Here is an 18,253-nt window from a genome sequence, read left to right on the forward strand (position 1 = left end):
CCGTGTGGTTCGGATGGTTTCCGTCTCACGGGCAAGGCGCCTTCCATGGGAGTCAGGGGATGCCCCTGGGAGCCAGCCAGACTCGAATCGCTCCCGCGGAAGGTCAGGCGGAAACGGGGGCAGAGCGGTGGCAAGTGGCGGTAATACTGAAGCTCATACGGCCTCTGAGGCCCCATCGCCTCTAGGACGGCGCGCCCTGGCATAACAGTTTCCCTCAGCCCTGCCCCCGCGCATCCCGGGTCAGGGTGCAGCAAAGCCTGCACCCTGGCTCGAAAGATTACTATAAAATGACAAGAAGACATAGCATTACGAAAGGTACAACGAAAAAAGGGGTGCAGCTTGCGCTGCACCCCTTAATCGTTAGCCCTTCTTAAATGTCGAGCAACCCTGGATATCGGGTTGCCCAGCCCCGGTCCTGGGAGCTTGGCTCAGTATTCCTGCAGCATGGTCAGCTCATTCTCGGCCTGGCGCAGGCGGAGGGCCAGGGTGCGGGCCAGGCCCTGAAGCATGTTAAACCCTAAGCGTTTATGCTCCTCGGCCAGGATGTCGAAGTTCTTGCGCGACAGGGCATAGAGGATGGTGTCGGTCAGCGCCACGGCCTCGTTGGTGCGTGGACGGTCGTCGAGGAAGGACAGGCCCCCGAAGAAGTCGCCACGCCCGTAGGTGGCGATGTGGCGGGTATGGCCGGCGCCGACCGGGGCGAAGAGGCGCACCGCGCCCCGCCGGATCCAGTAAATGCCGTCGCCCTCGGAACCCGTGCCGAAAATGATATCCCCGGCCTTGTAGGCGCGCTCCTCCAGGCGCGCCTCCAGGTCATGCAGGGTTTCATCCTTTCTATTGCCAAAGATCTCCATCTCATGTAACTGGATGGGCGGCTCTTCCTCTTCCAAAACCTCCAGGGGGGCATCCCTTTCGCCCAGGAGGCGGTCCTCGACCCACTCGATGGCATTATCCAGGGTCGGAAAGACGCGCATCGTCGCCTCGTCCGGGATGATGACGCCGGTTTGTTCAAGAAATTCCCGCAGGTTGCGGCCATTAGCCAGCATTTCGGGGATGCCGGAGAGAATCAGCAGGGCACCCTTCTCCGCCAGGCCCTCGCGCACGATGACCAGGAGGTGGGCCGCGGTGACGTCCATCGACTGGACCCGCCTGAGGTCCAGGATCATGTAGTGGCGCTTGCCGAACTCGGGTTCGAGTTGGGAATAGAGTTGCTGAGAGGTGCCAAAAAAGAGGCTGCCCTGGAGCTCGAAGATGACGGCCTGGTCACCCTTTTTCTCGATGATGTCCATTTCCGATTCCACCCGCTTGAAGGTGGACGACACCTGGTTGACGTAAACCTTGCGGCGGACGACGGCACCGCCGATCTGCTCGCGCACGAACAGGAGGATGGCCAAGCCGACGCCCGTCCCGGAGGCCGCGATCAGGCCAACGGTGAGGGCGACCATGACGACGGCCAGGACCACCACAAAGTCGAAGACCGTCGCCCGCGATTGGATGAAGTGCAGGGGTTCGCGGTCAATCATGCGAATGCCGACGACGATCAGGACACCCGCCAGGGCGGCCACGGGGATCCAGGCCAGGAAGGAACCGAGGGCCAGGGCGGCCACCAGGGCGAAGACACCTTCCAGAATGCCCGAAACCCGGGTGCGGCCACCGCTGTTGAGGTTGACCAGGGTGGGACCCATGGCCCCCGCTCCAGGGACGCCGCCGACGGACGAGGAGCAGATATTGGCGACGCCCTGCGCGACCAGTTCACGGTTGGAGTCGTGGCGGCTGCGCGTCAGTTGATCAACCACGACGCAGGTTTTCAGAGTGTCGATGGAGAGTAGCACGGCCAGGGTCGCGGCCATTCCAAACAGACCAGCCACCTGACCCAGGCGGAGATCGCCAATGTCCCGCCAGTGTCCGGAGACGGCGGCGATGATACCATCCTGCTGGGCGTTCATGGGGCCTACCACCAGAGGGTTTCCCTCAGTTTGCCAGAGGCTTGGGTCCACCATGGCCGCCAGACTGAAGTAGGTCGCCAGACCTGCCAGGATACCGATGATGGTGCCAGGTATCAGCTTCGTCAGTTTGGGACCGACAAAGGTAAAGAAGATGGTGGCGCCACCGACGGCGACGGCCCGCCAGTCCCAGAGGGCGGGTGCTGCCAGTATTTCCCACCAGTGGCTGCCCGGCGCGCCGAGTAATTTGGGGATCTGGCTGCCAAGGATGATGAGTCCCACGCCGGACATATAGCCGCTGACCACTGGGTAAGGAATGAATTTGATCAGGCGGCCGATGCCCACGAAGCCGAGCATCATCTGGCCGAGACCCGTGATGACGCCCAAGAGGATGAGCAGCAGGATGATGGCGTCGGCCTGCACCCCCTGTTGGTTCAGGGTGATGGCGAAGGCGGAGAGCACGGCGGCGGCTGGCGCGCAGGGGGTGGTGATGAGACGATCGGTGCCACCCAGCGTTGGGGCGACAAGGCCAAGCACGGTGGCGCCGATGATGCCGGCCATGGCGCCCAGGGACGCATAGCTCGGTCCGATGGCGGCATAGATGGTGACACCGAAGGCGATAGAAGAGGGGAGCACCACCAGCATGGCCGCGAGGCCACCCCAGAAGTCCCCCAGGTCTGTCTTGATTTTTCCTTTAAAGGTGTTTCCGATCACGCTATACCCTCGCATGGCTGGATGTGATGGCAACTTACCCCCTTCCCCCAGGGAAGAAGGCTCGGGCCGGTGGTCGAAGGTATCAACCTGCATCTTTCGTGCCTAACGATCAAGATCAGCATATTTCATTTTAAATCAATAAGAAAGCGAGGAGGGCAATGGATTTTACTCTGTGCCAGGGGTGTCGCGTTGAGGAGACGGCCATTCGCGACAGCCCCATAAAACTCAATTAATACAATAGGGTTATGTTAGCTTTCTAGCTGCCGGGGTGCAGCTTTTGCTGCACCCCTCTCGGCTCCCGGGGTGATGCGAAAGGCTTATTCCCGGTTCATGAGATGCAGACGGCGGTTGAGGGACTGGCGACTGATGCCGAGCAGCATGGCGGCAAGGCCCTGGTTATGATTGGCGCGGCGCATGGCCTCCTCCACCAGGAAAATATCGGCCTCCTTGAGGGAAGGAAAGCGGCCCGGGATGGCCAGGCCTGGCCCCTCGGCAAGGCTCGGGGGCACAGGCTCGACACTGGCGCGATCCCGGCGCACTACCTGCTGGAAGCTGTCCATAGCCAGGACGCCCCCAACCCGGTGCTGAGCCATGGCATTAAAGACCAGGGCTCGCAATTCGCGGATATTGCCGGGAAAATCATAAAGAGAGAGGAGGGTGAGCAGCTCCCCGGGGATGCGTGGCGCGGGGCGTCCCAGGGCTTGGGCCGCCTCGTTGATAAAGTGCTGGAGCAGGAGCGGCAGGTCGTCCAGGCGTTCGCGCAGCGGGGGCAGTTCGATGGGATGGCTGGAGAGCCGAAAATAGAGGTCCTGACGAAACTTGCCACGATCCATGCGGCGATGCAGGGCCTGGTTGGTAGCGGCGAGGATGCGGGCATCGGTGGTTCTTGGCATGTCCGAGCCAATGGGGTAATAGTTTTGAGCCTGCAGCAGGCGCAGCAGTTTGACCTGGGAGGCGGGCTTGAGATCGCCGATCTCGTCCAGGAAGAGGGTGCCACCCGCCGCCTTGGCGATGAGGCCCTCCCGTTCCCGTTCGGCGCCGGTGAAGGCGCCGCGCACATGACCAAAGAGGGTATCGGAGAAGAGGTTGTCATCCAGACCGGCGGCGTTCAGGCAGACCAACTCGCCGCCTCGGCCGCTAAGGCGATGGATGGCCTCGGCGATGAGTTCCTTGCCGGTGCCCGTCTCGCCCGTGATCAGGACCGGTTCCCCGGAGTCAGCAATGGCCTCGGCATAGCGAAACAGCCGCTGCATCCTGTGGTTGCGGCTGATGATGGCGGCGAAGGCTTCCGGGTGAGTCATGCCCTCGCCCATGAGACTGGATCTGAGGGAACCGATTTCCTGGCGGAGCAGGCGGATCTCCAGGGCGCGGCGCACGCTGGAGACGAAGCGACTCTCCTCCACGGGCTTGACCAGGTAGTCGAAGGCCCCTTCCTTCATGCATGACACCGCCGTCTCCACCTCCTGGGAGGCGGTCATGACTACCACGGGGATCTCGGGATAGTCGCGCGTTAGCCGCGGCAATAACTCCTGGCCGGTGACGTGAGGCATGAAGAGGTCGAGGACGATCACCCCGGCTGTTTGCCGCTCCAGGAGCGGTAAGAGTTCGCGGCCGTCGCCCAGGGTGGTGACGGTGGTGATGCCGTGGGTATTGAGCAGGTATTCCGCCCCGAAGAGGATATCTTCCTCGTCGTCCACCAGGACGACCGGCCATTTTTGTCGGGTCTCCATGCTTGACCTCACCTGGATCTTGTTTTCAAGCCGTTGCGACCGGCAGCCAGACGCTGACCTTGGTGCCAATGCCGGGTTGGGATTCGATTTCCATCCGGCCGGAGTGATGCTGAACGATACGGGCACAAATGGAAAGCCCCAGCCCGGTGCCGCCCGTCTTCACCCGGGTGGTGAAGAAGGGCTCCGTCACCCGTTCCCGGACCTCCTCGGTCATACCCTGGCCTTCATCCTCGACCGTCACCCGCACGAATTCGCCTTCGGGCTCCAGGGAAGCAGTGATCTGGACCCCGGCGTCGCGATGAGGGAGGGATTGGAGGGCATTGAGGATCAGGTTGATAAAGACCTGTTCCAGTTGCTGGCCATTGCCGCGCACCCGGGGCAGGGATGGGGGCAGCAGGAGGCGACAATGCGCCGTGTGTTTGTGGATCTGGCTTTGGAGCAAGGAGAGGGCGGTGGGCAGGATCTCGCCCAGATCCACGGCATGGTCCAGATCTCCGGCGTCCGGACGGGCCATGTGCTTGAGGTTGCCCACGATCTTCTCGATCCGCTGGGAGCCCTTGACGATACCCTCCAGGAGTCGCGGCAGGCCTTCCAGGGCCTTGGCCACCGGCATGCCGCCGAGGCTGAAGTCACCGTATTCCCGGCGATGGCGGTCCAACACCTTGCGGATGTCCTTCCAACTGCGCGCCAGGATGGAAGCGTTGAAGTGGATGGCGTTGTTGGGATTGTTGATCTCATGGGCCACGCTGGCGGCCAGGACGCCAAGGGAGGCCATGCGGGCATTGCGGATGGCGTGGGCCTCCAGGACCCGTTTTTCGGTGACATCGGTCAGGATTACCATGGCGGCTGTTACCTTGGCTCCCTCGCGAAGGGGCACCAGACGCAGGTCCCACCAGGTCGAGTCATCCCCCGCGTAACCAAGGCCCTCGGGCTCGCCAATGGTCAGCACGCGAGCGAGGGCCTGATTGAAATGCTCCCGGGCTCGAATTGGAAGAAAGCCCTCCGCTCGCCGTTCCTTCCCCCCCGCCGGGAGGGCGGGCAGGGGCCGGTTCAGAATGAGCAGGTCCCCGTCCCGATTTACCGTCATGATGATGTCGGGCGACTGATGGAACAGGATGCTCAACTTCTGTTCCGATGCCCTCAGTTCCTCCTCGATGCGCAACCGCAGGCGCAGGGCCGCGCGGAAGTGCAGGATGAAGAGGACCATGACAAGGGTCAGGGCCAGGCCACTCACCAGGACGATCCAGGGGCCCTCCAGGAAGAGCTCGGTGGTGAACTGGCGGGTCGGTGAACAGGTGATGGACCAGCGCCGGTCGGCCACGGGAAAGGTCTCGGTGACGCGCGGGGCGGGATCCAGGTCCCAGCCCCGCCATGCGGTGCTGGCGGGAGCGGGGTCACGGTTGAGCCGGCTGGCGTAGAAGTCGAGCAGCTTCTCCCCGGTCGGCGCGGATTCATCCTGCACCAGGAATTCGACCCCCCGGGGCTCCAGGAGGCCCATGGCGGTATCGGCGATATCGGCGATGCGGAAGACGCCGACCACGAAGCCCTGGAGTTGGGTCTGGCGCTCCCGATCCGTGGCCCCGGGGGGCAGGGGGCGAAAGACCGGCATGAAGGCCATGAAGCCGTATTGAGGGTTATCCCCCCTGATCAAGGGGATGCGGCCACTGACCACCATGTCGCCGCTGGCCAGGGCCCGCCCCATCAGGGCCCGTAAGACCGGATTTTCTCCCATATCCTGGCCCACCAGGAGACCGCTGTCCCGTTCCGATTCCAGATATTGGATGGGGAAGCGGTCAGGCTGCTGGGTCTTGGGCTGGGAGGCGGCCCGATCCCCGCCGCCAGGCGCCATGCTGCCCGGTCCTGGCGCTTCCTGGGTGAAATCCCGCTCCTGGGTCATCCCGGCCGGGACCGCTTGTCGGGGTACCCAGGCCAGGGCCTGGATACCCTGATAGCGGTCGAAGAGCCCTCGGGCGAAGAGTTCGAAGGCCCGGCCATCGACCTGCTCGGAGACCCGGAAGAGATCATGGAGGGAGCGCACGGCATCCAGTCGCTCCTCGATCCCCTTCTTCAGAACGCGATTGCGGTTGTGGGCCAGCCACTCGAACTCCAGTTGATGGCGCGCCTCCAGATCAGTGTGGATGACCCAAAAGGCCCCCAGTGACAAGAGGAGTCCGGCCAAGCCTACCAGGATGGCCAGCCCATGGAGCTTTAGAAACCGCGACATGGAGGCCTTCCAGGGTTAGACTTCGGAGAGTGAATTATCATATCCGGCCGATTCATCGGCTGAATCCTGGGTGCTGGTTAATGGGTGCGATGATGATCGAGGAATTACGCGGGGCCTTGCTGCTTTCCCAACTGTCCCAAGAACAACAGGAGCGGGTGGCACGGCGGGCCGTGCGACTGCGGCTGGAAGATGGTCAGATGCTCTTCAGCCAGGGCGATCCCTCCGAGCGATTTTATCTGGTCCTATCGGGTCAGATCAGGTTGTTTCGCCTGTCTCCGGACGGGGCGGAGAAGGTCATTGAAATCGCCGGGGCGGGGGAGACCTTCGCCGAGGCCCTGATGTTCCTGAACGCCCCGCGCTATCCGGTCTGCGCGGCGGCCTTGGGCCCGACCGAGCTGATTGGCATGGATGCCAGGGACTTCGCCCGCATGATGCGGGAGTCCGTCGATACCTGCATGGTCGTGCTCGGCGCCCTGAGCCAGCGCTTGCGCGGCCTGGTGCGGGAGATCGACAACCTCACCCTGCATTCGGCCACGAGCCGCTTCGCCAGTTACCTGCTTGCCCGGCGCCCTGCCGAGGGCCAGGTCATCGAGCTGGATGCACGCAAGGGGGTCATCGCCTCGCGGCTCTCCATCAAGCCCGAGACCTTCTCCCGCATTGAAAAGGACCTGAGTGAGCGCGGTATCATCGCCGTTCAGGGGATGCGCGTTCGCCTCCTGAAGGTGGAGATTTTGGAGCAACTCGCCGGCCTGGGCGATTATCGGGAACTGATGGCCTTGCCGTGCGAGTCGGGCGGGCAGCTCTAACCCGCGGCTATCTCGATCCTGTCCTTCCCGCAGTCATGATCCCCGGGTGCGCTTGATCCAGCTCGTCAGGCTCTTGTGGAGTTCACTCAGGCCCAGGGGTTTGCTGAGATAGTCGTCCATGCCGGCGTCCAGGCAGCGTTCCCGGTCGCCGGGCATGGCCAGGGCCGTGAGGGCGATGATGGGGGTCAGACGGAGGGTCGGGTCGGCGCGCAGGCGTCGGGTTGCCTCCAGGCCATCGAATTCCGGCATCTGGACGTCCATGATGATGATGTCGGGCCGGCAGGCCCGCGCCAGGGTGACCGCCTCCAGTCCATCCTGGGCGGTGTGGACCTCGAAACCGCGCAGCCGCAGATAGTTGGAGACCATTTCCAGGTTGTCGGCATTGTCCTCCGCCAGCAGCACCCGCGCGGGGGCCAGGGATGGGGTGGGCGGGCTGGCCTCTTCGGTAACCCTTTCCTCCCGCACCTCGATGCCCTTCTGGGCCTGGGGGTTCCAGGGGAGGATGAGATCGAAGTGGCTGCCCTTGCCGACCGCGCTCGCTACCTCGATGGTCCCGCCGTGGAGCTGGGCCATGCCATAGGCCAGGGCGAGGCCAAGACCGGTGCCGCCGTGTTGCCGTGACAGCCGGCTATCGATTTGGACGAAGGGCTTGAAGAGGCGTTCGAGCTGGTCGGCGGGGATCCCGATGCCCGTGTCCCAGACGCGAATTCGGACCTGGCGATGGTCCGCTTCGCCCATGACGTCCAGGCCGATGGTCCCGCCCTCGGGGGTGAACTTGACGGCGTTGCCCAGCAGGTTGATGAGCATCTGCTTGAGGCGGCGGCTGTCGCCATGCACCAGTTGCACCGCCGGGTCGAGTCGCGTCTCCAGGCGCAGCCCCTTGGCCGTGGCGGGGGCCGGATGAGGCGCAGACAGGCGTCCCAGAGCTGGTTGACCGGGACCTGGTCCAGATGCAAGGTCATGCGGCCCGAGGCCACCCGGGACATATCCAGAATGTCGTTGATGAGTTCCAGCAGGTGGGCGCCGTTTTCGTGGATGGTGTAGGCGGCCTTGGCCTGCTGGGGGCTGAGGGCTCCGAGGAGGCCGTCGCCCATGGTTTCGGACAGGCCCAGAATGCTGGTGAGGGGCGTACGGAGTTCGTGACTCATGGCGGCCAGGAACTCGTCCTTGGCGCGGGCGGTGCGGCCCAGTTCGGCGTTGGCGCGATCCAACTCGGCGGTTCGCTCCCGGACCCGCTCCGTGAGCAGGGCACGCTCTTGGGCCAGGGCATCGTGGGCGAGGCGCAGCGCTATCTCGGCCTGCCGCCGCTCCGAGACGTCCGAGAAGTTGACCACGGCCCCTACCAGTTGTCCGTCCCTTAGGATCGGATTGGCGTGATATTCCACCGGGAAGGAACTGCCGTCCGCCCGCCAGAAGACCTCGTCGTCCACATGTACCGGGCGTCCATCCCGGAAGATATTGGAGGCGAGACACTCCGTGGCGGGGTAGTGGCTGCCTTCGGGGTGGCTGTGGTGCATCAGGTCATGCATCTTGACCCCCTCCAGGGCCACCGAGGACGCATGGCCCAGGAGTTGGGCGGCGGCCGGGTTGCAGAAGATGCAGATTCCCTGGGTATCGACGCCAAAGATGCCTTCCCCGGTGGATTCCAGCAGCAGGCGGGCATGGGCCTCGCTCTGGCGGAGGCTTTCCCGCGACTCCGCCAGGTTTTCCTGCATGGTCTTGAGGGCCGCCAGCATCTGGGCATTCTCGTCTTCGCCCGTGACGCGGATCGGAGTCGAGAAGTCACCCGCGCTCACGCGGCGGGCGATAGCGGTGGCGGTGGCGATGGGCTGGCCGATGGTTCGATCCACCAGCAGGATCAGGAGCGCGATGGCGCCGGTCATGACCCCCACCATGATCAGGAAGATGTGGCGCTCCACCCCGGCGATACTGATGGCAATGTTGGCCAGAGTCTGGTCCTTGTGGGCCAGGGCCGCCTCGACAACCTTGTCCAGCAGGTCCGTGGGCTGTCGATCGATGCCCCGCACCCGCTCATCGACCCCCAACGACGCCCCCTCGTCGCTGAGCCGATGCTGACCCAGGGCCAGGCGATACTCCTCGCCGAGGTGGGTATGGGCCTCCAGAAACTGGCCGGCGGTCTCGCGTGCCGCCAGGTTCTCCCCCAGAAGTTCGATGAGGCGCTGCATGGAGGCGCGGGTGTTTTGTTCCTCATTTTCAAACTGGGCCAGGTATTGATCAAAGAGAGCGGGGTTCTGGCCGCGCAGCAGGATGTTTTTCCATTCCTGCACTTGCTTCTTGAAGCGCACCTGGGTGGAGAGGGCGGTCGCCACGATCTGGGAACTGGCCTCCCGGACCTCCCCGGCCTGGCTGTTGGCCTGTTGGTAGAGCCGAAAGGCGTAGAGGCCGGCCATGAGGTTGACGACCAGGATGCAGATCAAGCCGGTGGCGAATTTGGCGCGGATCGTCATGGCGAGTTACCCGTCCTGGCCACGGACGACGAGGGTGGAATGGAGAGGAATGGGCTACTCGACCGTCACGGACTTGGCCAGATTGCGTGGCTGATCCACGTCCGTGCCCTTCAGGACGGCGACATGATAGGCCAGGAGCTGGAGGGGAATGGTGAAGAGGATGGGGGCGATCAGCCCATCCACGTGGGGCACGGGGATGATGGTGACCCCGGGTTGAGATGCCATGGCCAGACGCTCGTCCGCGAAGACGTAGAGCTGGCCGCCCCGGGCGCGGACCTCCTCCAGATTGGAACGGAGCTTTTCCAGCAGGCCGTTGTTGGGCGCGACGGCGATGACGGGCATGGCGTCGTCGATCAGGGCGAGGGGGCCGTGCTTGAGTTCGCCGGCGGGATAGGCCTCGGCGTGGATGTAGGAGATTTCCTTGAGCTTGAGGGCGCCCTCCCGGGCGATGGGGTATTGGTCGCCGCGGCCTAGGAAGAGGGCGTGATGTTTGTCCGCGAACTGCTCGGCAATGAGGGCCACGCGGGCGTCCAGGGTCAGAAAGTCGCGGGCCCGGCTGGGCAGGGAGCGCAGGGATGCGGTCAGCTCGGCCTCGGTGGTGTCGATGAGGCCGGCGTAGCGGCCGAGTGCCGCCGTTAAGAGGAGCAGGGCGGTCAGTTGAGTGGTGAAGGCCTTGGTCGAGGCGACGCCGATCTCGGGTCCGGCGTGGGTGAGCAGGATGAGGTCGGACTCCCGCACCAGGGAGCTTTCGGGGACGTTGCAGATCGTCAGGGTCGCGGTGTAGCCCAGGCGCTTGGCCAGCCGCAGCGCGGCCAGGGTATCGGCGGTCTCCCCGGATTGGGAGATGGCGACGAAGAGGGCCTGATCCGGTGCCGGGTGGCGGCGATAGCGGTATTCACTCGCCACCTCGACCTGGCAGCTAATGGGGGTGGCCGATTCGATCCAGTGTCGCGCCACCAGGCCGGCATGGTAGCTGGTACCGCAGGCGACGATCTGGACCGCGCGGATGGTCTTGAAAATGTCCGGGGCCTTCTGACCGAAGGCCTCGGGTAGGACGTGGTCCGCCGACAACCGGCCTTCCAGCATGTCCGCCAGGGCGCGGGGCTGCTCGAAGATCTCCTTCTGCATGTAGTGCCGGTACTCACCACGCTTGACGGCATCGGCGGAGAGGGCGGATTCCCGGACCGGCCGGGTCACCGGCTGGCCGTCCCGGTCGAACACCCGCACCTTATCCCGGCTGATCTCGGCCAGGTCCCCTTCCTCCAGGAAGATGAAGCGTTGGGTGACCGGCAGGAGGGCGAAGACGTCCGAGGCAATGAAATTCTCGCCGAAGCCCAGGCCGATGACCAGGGGGCTGCCCTGGCGGGCGGCGATCAGGTGGTCCGCGTCCTGGGAGTCGATGACCCCCAGGGCATAGGCCCCCTCCAGGATGGCTACCGTGGCGCGCACCGCTTCCAGCAGGGACTTGCCGCTGGTCAGTTGGTCGTAGATGGCGTGGGCGATGACCTCGGAGTCCGTTTCGGAGGTGAAGACGTGGCCATTGGCCTCCTGGGCCTGACGGAGGAGTCCGTGGTTCTCGATGATGCCGTTATGCACCAGGGCGCAGCGGTCACGACAGACATGGGGGTGGGCGTTGCGCTCCGCCGGCTCGCCGTGGGTGGCCCAGCGGGTGTGTGCGATGCCGAGTTTACCCGGCAGGGGCTGCTGGTCCATGGCCTCGGCCAGTCGCTGGACCTTGCCTAGGGCGCGGATACGGCCCAGTTGGCCAGGCGCAGCCAGGACCGCCATGCCGGCGGAGTCGTAGCCCCGATATTCCAGCCGGCGCAGCCCCTCCAGGAGAATCGCCGATACGTCCCGCTGAGCAATGCCGCCAACTATGCCGCACATGAATAGTTTCCTCTTGTCCCAGGCTATTTGGGTTTCTTGACGGGCCGGGTCCAATGGTCGATGGTTTTTTGCGGGGCCCGCGTCAGGGTGAGTTTGTCCGCCGGAGCATCACGACCGATGACGGAGCCCGCGCCGATGGTGGCGCCCGCGCCTACCCTCACCGGGGCCACCAAGGCGGTATTGGAGCCGATGAAGGCCCCCTCCCCGATCTGGGTCAGGTGTTTATTGACCCCGTCGTAATTGCAGGTGATGGTCCCCGCGCCGATATTGACGTTACCGCCAATGCGGGCGTCACCGATGTAGGTGAGATGGCTGACCTTGGTGCCAGGGCCGATCGTGGCCTTTTTGATCTCCACGAAGTTGCCGATGTGGGCACCGTCCGCGATGTCCGCCTGGGGTCTCAGGCGGGCGAAGGGTCCAATCTGGGTATCTTGCCCCGCCCTAGCGTTCTCGATGACCGAATTGGCCAGGACCCGGCTATTGGCGCCGATGGTGCAATTCTTGAGGAGGCAGTTGGGGCCTATGCTGACGCCATCGCCCAGTTCTACCTCTCCCTCGAACAGGCAGTTGATGTCGATGGTGACATCGCGGCCGGCCCGCAGGTGACCCCGCACGTCGAAGCGCTGGGGATCAAGGAGGGTCACCCCTTCGCGCATGAGGTCCTCGGCGATGAGGCGCTGATAGCGCCGCTCCAGGTCCGCGAGTTGCAGGCGGTCGTTGATTCCCAGGATCTCTTCCTCCCTGTCGGCCTGGCAGGTGGCGATTGTCTCGCCATCGCCCGTTGCCAGGGCGACGATATCCGTCAGGTAATACTCGCCCTGGGCATTGTGGTTATCCAGTCGCGACAGCCAATTGTCCAACTTGGCGCGATCGGCAACCAGAAAGCCGGTATTGATTTCCTGGATGGTTAGTTCGGCCTCGCTGGCGTCCCTGGCCTCGATAATGCCCATCACCTGCCCGTTAGGCCCGCGCAGGATGCGGCCGTAGCCTGATGGATTGTCGAGGGTGGCCGTCAGGATGCCCAGGGGCGCGGTCGCGGCCGTGGCGAGGAGTGTCTGTAGCGTTTCGGTCTGAATCAGGGGGATATCGCCGTAGAGTACCAGGATGCGCTCCATATCTTGCAGCTTGGGCATGGCCTGGATCAGGGCGTGCCCCGTGCCTTTTCGTTCCAATTGCGTGACCCACTCGCAATCCATCCCCGCCAGGGCTGAGCTGACCTGTCCGTCGCCATGGCCTTCCACGACACAGATGCGCGCGGCGCCCAGTTCCATGGCTTTCTCGAGGACATGGCGCAACAGGGGTCTACCCGCCAGGGAATGCAGCACCTTGGGCAGGCTGGACTTCATGCGGGTGCCTTGCCCGGCGGCGAGGATGGCGATACCCAGCTTCATTTCGGCATTTCTCTCATCTGTGCAGCGCGCCGGGGATGGCACAGGACGGGCCATCGTTCGCCATATCCTCGCGGGTCGCCTCGCGCACCTCGTGGATGCGGACATGAACCCGCAGACGCTTGCCGGCCAGGGGGTGGTTCCCGTCCACGGTCAGTCGCCCATTCTCGATGCGGGTGACATAGAAACTCTTGACCTCGCCGGCCTCGTTCTGCATTTGCACCTCGGCCCCGATTTGACGGAACTGGGGTGGTACGTTGTTGATATCATCGGTAAAGGTTAAGTCCGCGTCATGCCGGCCAAACCCCGCATCGGGGGCCAGATCAAAATCGATTTCGTCACCCGCCGCCTTGCCCCGGATGGCAGCGTCCATGCCGCCGATCAGTTCCTGTGCCCCGCCGAGGACGAAACCTACCGGCAGGTCGCTGTGCTCCAGAACCGTGCCCTGATCATCCTGGATGCTATAGGTGAGGCTGACGTACTTTCCATCTTGGATAAGTTCGGCCGTCATGCGAGTTTAAACCTCATTATGGCGTTGCGAGGAAGTCAAAGGAATACCCTGAAATACGCAACCCCCGCTGGGCGGGGGCTGTGGTATGTGGCGACGAGGGGGCGGTTCCTAGCTGACTTTGGTCTTGCGTAGTCTCTCAATGGCCCGTAACTGCGCCACCGCCTCCGCCAGTTCAGCCTGGGCCTTGGCATATTGAAATTCGGCTGCCTTCCCTGCCAGGGCGTCCTCGGCGCGGCGCTTGGCATCCGCAGCGGCCGCCTCATCCAGATCGCGCGCGCGAATGGCCGTGTCGGCCAGCACGGTCACGACATGGGGCTGCACCTCCAGCATGCCGCCGGAGACAAAGAAGTGCTCCGTCTCGCCATCCATTTTTTGAACCCGGACTTCGCCGGGCCTGAGCCGGGTAATGAGGGCCGTGTGGCGCGGCGCTATGCCTAGCTCACCCATCTCGCCGGGCGCGAATACCATGGTCGCCAGACCGGAATGAATAGCCCGCTCCGCGCTGACGATATCTACATGAATTGTCATTGCCATGGGAATGCCCCTGATGATTAAGCGTTGCCGCCCTTGGCCGCCGCTTCTTCGATACCGCCGACCATATAGAAGGCCTGCTCCGGCAGGTGGTCATAGTCGCCATTGGCGATGGCCTTGAAGCCGTTGATGGTGTCCTTGAGGGATACGTACTTCCCTGGCGAGCCGGTGAAGACCTCGGCAACGAAGAAGGGTTGGGACAGGAACCGCTGCATTTTGCGGGCCCGGGCCACTGTCAGTTTGTCCTCCTCGGACAGTTCATCCATGCCCAGGATGGCGATGATGTCCTTGAGTTCCTTGTACCTTTGCAGGGTGCCCTGGACCATGCGCGCCACCGAGTAGTGCTCCACACCAACCACGTGGGGATCAAGAATACGGCTCGTGGAGTCCAGCGGGTCCACGGCGGGGTAGATGCCCAGTTCGGCGATCTGACGGGACAGCACCAGGGTTGCGTCCAGGTGGGCAAAGGTGGTGGCCGGCGATGGGTCGGTGAGATCGTCCGCGGGTACGTACACCGCCTGGAAGGAGGTGATGGAGCCGGTACGGGTGGAGGTGATCCGCTCCTGCAGAGCACCCATTTCCGAGGCGAGGGTGGGTTGGTAACCTACCGCCGAGGGCATGCGGCCTAGTAGGGCGGACACCTCGGTCCCGGCCAGGGTATAGCGGTAGATGTTATCCACGAACAGGAGGACGTCACGGCCTTCGTCACGGAAATACTCCGCCATGGTCAGACCGGTCAGGGCCACGCGCAACCGGTTGCCCGGTGGTTCATTCATCTGACCATAGACCAGGGAGACCTTGTCGAGCACGCCACCGTCGGTCATCTCGTGGTAGAAGTCGTTGCCCTCGCGGGTGCGTTCACCGACTCCCGCGAATACCGAAAAGCCCGAGTGCTCAACGGCGATGTTGCGAATCAGTTCCATCAGCGTCACGGTCTTGCCCACGCCAGCGCCGCCGAAGAGGCCGATCTTGCCGCCCTTGGCGATGGGCATGATGAGGTCGATAACCTTGATTCCGGTCTCGAGGATTTCGGTCGAGGTCGCCTGATCCTCGAAGGAAGGGGCATGGCGATGAATGGACCAGCGCGCCTCGGACTCCACGGGACCCTTGTCGTCGATTGGCCGGCCCAGGACATCCATGATACGGCCCAGGGTCGCCTTACCAACCGGTACCTGGATGGGCTCATGGGTATTGCTGACGGCGACCCCCCGCTGGAGACCGTCGGTCGTACCCATGGCAATGGCACGGACCACGCCGTCGCCAAGCTGTTGCTGAACCTCCAGGGTCAGTCCGACGGCATCGACCATTAGGGCGTCATAGATCTTGGGCATTTCGCCGCGTGGGAACTGCACGTCAACCACGGCGCCGATGATCTCCACCACGTTACCGGAACTCATATCTGTTTCCTCGTTCTCGCCTGTCGGCGGTTGGATGCAAGTCGATGCGGTTGGGCATCGCGGGATGCCCGAGGGCGCACAGGGGCTAAACCGCCGCCGCGCCGCCCACGATTTCCGATATTTCCTGGGTAATTGCCGCCTGACGGGCCTTGTTGTAAACCAACTGAAGTTCGTTGATGAGGCTACCCGCGTTATCCGTGGCGGCCCTCATGGCCACCATCCGGGCGGATTGCTCACAGGCCCCGTTCTCAACGACGGCCTGGTAGACCAGCGACTCGATATAGCGCGTCAGCAGGGCGTCGAGCACGACCTTTGGCTCGGGCTCGTATATGTAATCCCAGTGGGTCTTGATTCTTTCGATCTTCTCTGCGTGGATAGGTACCAGTTGGGCGATCATCGGCTTTTGCGTCATGGTATTGACGAATTCGTTGTATGCCACGTAGATGGCATCGATCTCACCGGCCTCGTAGGCATCCAGGAGTACCCGCACGGCACCGATCAAGTCCTCGACGTGAGGCTTGTCACCGATGTGGGTCACCTGGGCCATCACCTTGCCGCCAAAGCGACGGAAAAAGGCTAGTGCCTTGGATCCGATGGTGGCGAAGGCGGTCTCCACTCCCGCCTTGCGCTGGTCTCGGACTTCGATGGCCAATTTGCGGAAAAGATTGGTGTTGAGGCCACCACACAAGCCACGGTCTGAGGAGATGACGATATAGCCGACCCGCTTCTGTTCCCGGTTCACGGACATATAGCTGTGCCGGTATTCTGGCGAGGCGTGGCTCAGGTGGGCAATGACCTGGAGCATTTTCAGGGCGTAGGGACGGGAGGCCGTCATGCGTTCCTGGGCCTTGCGCATCTTGGCCCCCGCGACCATTTGCATGGCCTTGGTGATCTTCTGCGTGCTCTTAATGCTGGCGATCTTGGTTCGGATTTCTTTGGCGCCGGCCATGTCTTCTAAGCTCCCATCGTCCGGTCCGCCGCCGTGGCTGCCTTGTAGGGCAACCCGAGCGAATCACCGACTAAAGGTTGTTGCGTGAGGGCGCCACCTGCGCGCATCCGCCTGGAAGGCGGAGGGGAGGCAGCGGATCGCCCAGGGCCTGCTACCATGTGTTGCTGGCCTTGAAGTCCTTGATTGCCGTGTGCAGGCCCTGCTCGATCTCGTCGTTATAGTCGCCCTTGGTATCGATTTTTTCCAGAAGCGCGCCTTGGGCCGACTTCATATAGGACAGCAGGGCTTGTTCGAAATCCACGATCTTGAGGACGTCCACATCATCCAGATAGCCCATATTAGCGGCAAAGAGGGACACCGCCATTTGTCCCACCCCGAGCGGTGAGTACTGGGTCTGCTTCATGAGTTCGGTGACCCGGGCGCCCCGCTCCAACTGCTTGCGGGTGGATTCGTCCAGGTCCGAGGCGAACTGGGAAAAGGCCGCCAATTCACGGTACTGGGCCAGGGCCAGGCGGATACCGCCACCCAGTTTCTTGATGATCTTGGTCTGGGCCGCGCCGCCCACCCGGGACACCGAGAGGCCCGCGTTGATGGCTGGCCGGATGCCGGCGTTGAAGAGATCGGTCTCCAGGAAGATCTGCCCGTCCGTGATGGAGATGACGTTGGTCGGCACGAAGGCCGAGACGTCCCCCGCCTGGGTTTCGATGATGGGCAAGGCGGTCAAGGAACCGGTTTTCCCCGTAACCGCGCCATTGGTGAGTTTGGCAACCTCGTCCGCGTTGATGCGGGAGGCACGTTCTAGCAGGCGTGAATGGAGATAGAAGACGTCACCCGGATAGGCCTCGCGTCCTGGGGGGCGGCGCAGCAGCAGGGAGACCTGACGATAAGCCCAGGCCTGCTTGGTGAGATCGTCAAAGACAATCAGGGCGTCCTCGCCGCGGTCGCGGAAGTATTCGCCCATGGTGCAGCCCGCATAGGGGGCAATGAACTGCATGGCGGCGGAGTCGGCGGCGCCGGCGTGAACCACGATGGTGTGATCCATGGCACCGAATTCCTCCAGCTTACGGACTACGCCCGCTACCGAGGAGTTCTTTTGGCCGACGGCCACATAGATGCACTTAACACCCGTGCCCTTCTGATTGATGATGGCGTCAATCGCCACCGCTGTCTTGCCGGTCTGGCGGTCACCAATGATCAGTTCGCGCTGGCCCCGACCGATGGGCACCATGCTGTCGATGGCCTTGATGCCGGTCTGGACCGGCTGGTCAACGGATTTGCGGGCGATGACGCCCGGTGCCACCTTTTCCAGCGGGGAAGTCAGGCTGGCGCCGATGGGGCCCTTGCCGTCCAACGGGTTGCCCAGGGAGTCGACCACGCGTCCCAGCAACTCGGGGCCAATCGGGACCTCTAGGACGCGGCCGGTACAGCGTACCCAGTCGCCCTCGGTCAGGCCCGTGTAGTCACCGAGTACCACGGCACCGACGGAGTCGCGTTCCAGGTTCAGGGCCAGGCCAAAGACGTTGTCTGGGAACTCCAACATCTCGTAATACTGGGCGTCGGAGAGACCGTGGATGCGCACGACGCCATCGGACAGGCTGACGATCGTGCCTTCCGTGTGGGCCTCGGTCCTAAGGTCGAATTGCTCGATCTTCTGTTTGATCAGATCGCTGATTTCGGATGGATTCAGTTGCATGTCGGTTTTCCG

11 protein-coding genes and 1 pseudogene are annotated in these 18,253 nt (G+C 63.4%); 1 reads left to right on the forward strand and 11 read right to left on the reverse strand.

The window, feature by feature from the left end:
• Positions 1 to 428 precede the first annotated feature (428 nt).
• The 3 genes from IPN92_02320 to IPN92_02330 all read right to left on the reverse strand — a co-directional run bounded on the left by IPN92_02320 (position 429) and on the right by IPN92_02330 (position 6,611).
• Complete coding sequence (locus tag IPN92_02320) at positions 429 to 2,672, reverse strand: SLC26A/SulP transporter family protein (GenBank protein ID MBK8637152.1); 2,244 nt, start codon at positions 2,670 to 2,672, stop codon at positions 429 to 431.
• Positions 2,673 to 2,974: 302 nt separating this feature from the next.
• Complete coding sequence (locus IPN92_02325) at positions 2,975 to 4,387, reverse strand: sigma-54-dependent Fis family transcriptional regulator (protein MBK8637153.1); 1,413 nt, start codon at positions 4,385 to 4,387, stop codon at positions 2,975 to 2,977.
• 25 nt (positions 4,388 to 4,412) lie between these two features.
• Positions 4,413 to 6,611, reverse strand: a complete 2,199-nt coding sequence (locus IPN92_02330) for a CHASE domain-containing protein (GenBank protein MBK8637154.1) — start codon at positions 6,609 to 6,611, stop codon at positions 4,413 to 4,415.
• A gap of 92 nt (positions 6,612 to 6,703) precedes the next feature.
• On the opposite strand from IPN92_02330, the gene IPN92_02335 reads away from it, so the two are divergent.
• Complete coding sequence (locus tag IPN92_02335) at positions 6,704 to 7,417, forward strand: Crp/Fnr family transcriptional regulator (protein MBK8637155.1); 714 nt, start codon at positions 6,704 to 6,706, stop codon at positions 7,415 to 7,417.
• Between the two features lie 33 nt (positions 7,418 to 7,450).
• Here the strand turns inward: IPN92_02335 and IPN92_02340 are convergent.
• The 8 genes and pseudogenes from IPN92_02340 to IPN92_02375 all read right to left on the reverse strand — a co-directional run bounded on the left by IPN92_02340 (position 7,451) and on the right by IPN92_02375 (position 18,241).
• Positions 7,451 to 9,885, reverse strand: a pseudogene (locus IPN92_02340) (response regulator).
• Positions 9,886 to 9,939: 54 nt separating this feature from the next.
• The gene (gene glmS, locus IPN92_02345) at positions 9,940 to 11,772 is read right to left on the reverse strand and encodes a glutamine--fructose-6-phosphate transaminase (isomerizing) (protein ID MBK8637156.1); all 1,833 of its coding nucleotides are present in this window, start codon (positions 11,770 to 11,772) and stop codon (positions 9,940 to 9,942) included.
• 23 nt (positions 11,773 to 11,795) lie between these two features.
• Positions 11,796 to 13,163: a bifunctional UDP-N-acetylglucosamine diphosphorylase/glucosamine-1-phosphate N-acetyltransferase GlmU gene (glmU, locus tag IPN92_02350; GenBank protein ID MBK8637157.1), complete on the reverse strand. Its 1,368-nt coding sequence runs from the start codon at positions 13,161 to 13,163 to the stop codon at positions 11,796 to 11,798.
• Between the two features lie 13 nt (positions 13,164 to 13,176).
• Positions 13,177 to 13,671, reverse strand: coding sequence for an FKBP-type peptidyl-prolyl cis-trans isomerase (locus IPN92_02355; GenBank protein MBK8637158.1), 495 nt, complete (start codon positions 13,669 to 13,671; stop codon positions 13,177 to 13,179).
• Between the two features lie 108 nt (positions 13,672 to 13,779).
• Entirely contained in the window at positions 13,780 to 14,205 is a 426-nt protein-coding gene (locus IPN92_02360) for a F0F1 ATP synthase subunit epsilon (GenBank protein ID MBK8637159.1), read from the reverse strand.
• 17 nt (positions 14,206 to 14,222) lie between these two features.
• A complete protein-coding gene (atpD, locus tag IPN92_02365; protein ID MBK8637160.1) occupies positions 14,223 to 15,599 on the reverse strand; it encodes a F0F1 ATP synthase subunit beta in 1,377 nt (458 codons plus the stop codon).
• Positions 15,600 to 15,684: 85 nt separating this feature from the next.
• Positions 15,685 to 16,548: a F0F1 ATP synthase subunit gamma gene (gene atpG, locus IPN92_02370; GenBank protein MBK8637161.1), complete on the reverse strand. Its 864-nt coding sequence runs from the start codon at positions 16,546 to 16,548 to the stop codon at positions 15,685 to 15,687.
• Between the two features lie 151 nt (positions 16,549 to 16,699).
• Positions 16,700 to 18,241 carry a F0F1 ATP synthase subunit alpha gene (locus tag IPN92_02375; protein MBK8637162.1) on the reverse strand — a complete coding sequence of 514 codons (1,542 nt, stop codon included), beginning with the start codon at positions 18,239 to 18,241 and terminating at the stop codon, positions 16,700 to 16,702.
• Positions 18,242 to 18,253 lie beyond the last annotated feature (12 nt).

The organism is Chromatiaceae bacterium, assembly GCA_016714645.1.
Taxonomy (GTDB): domain Bacteria; phylum Pseudomonadota; class Gammaproteobacteria; order Chromatiales; family Chromatiaceae; genus M0108.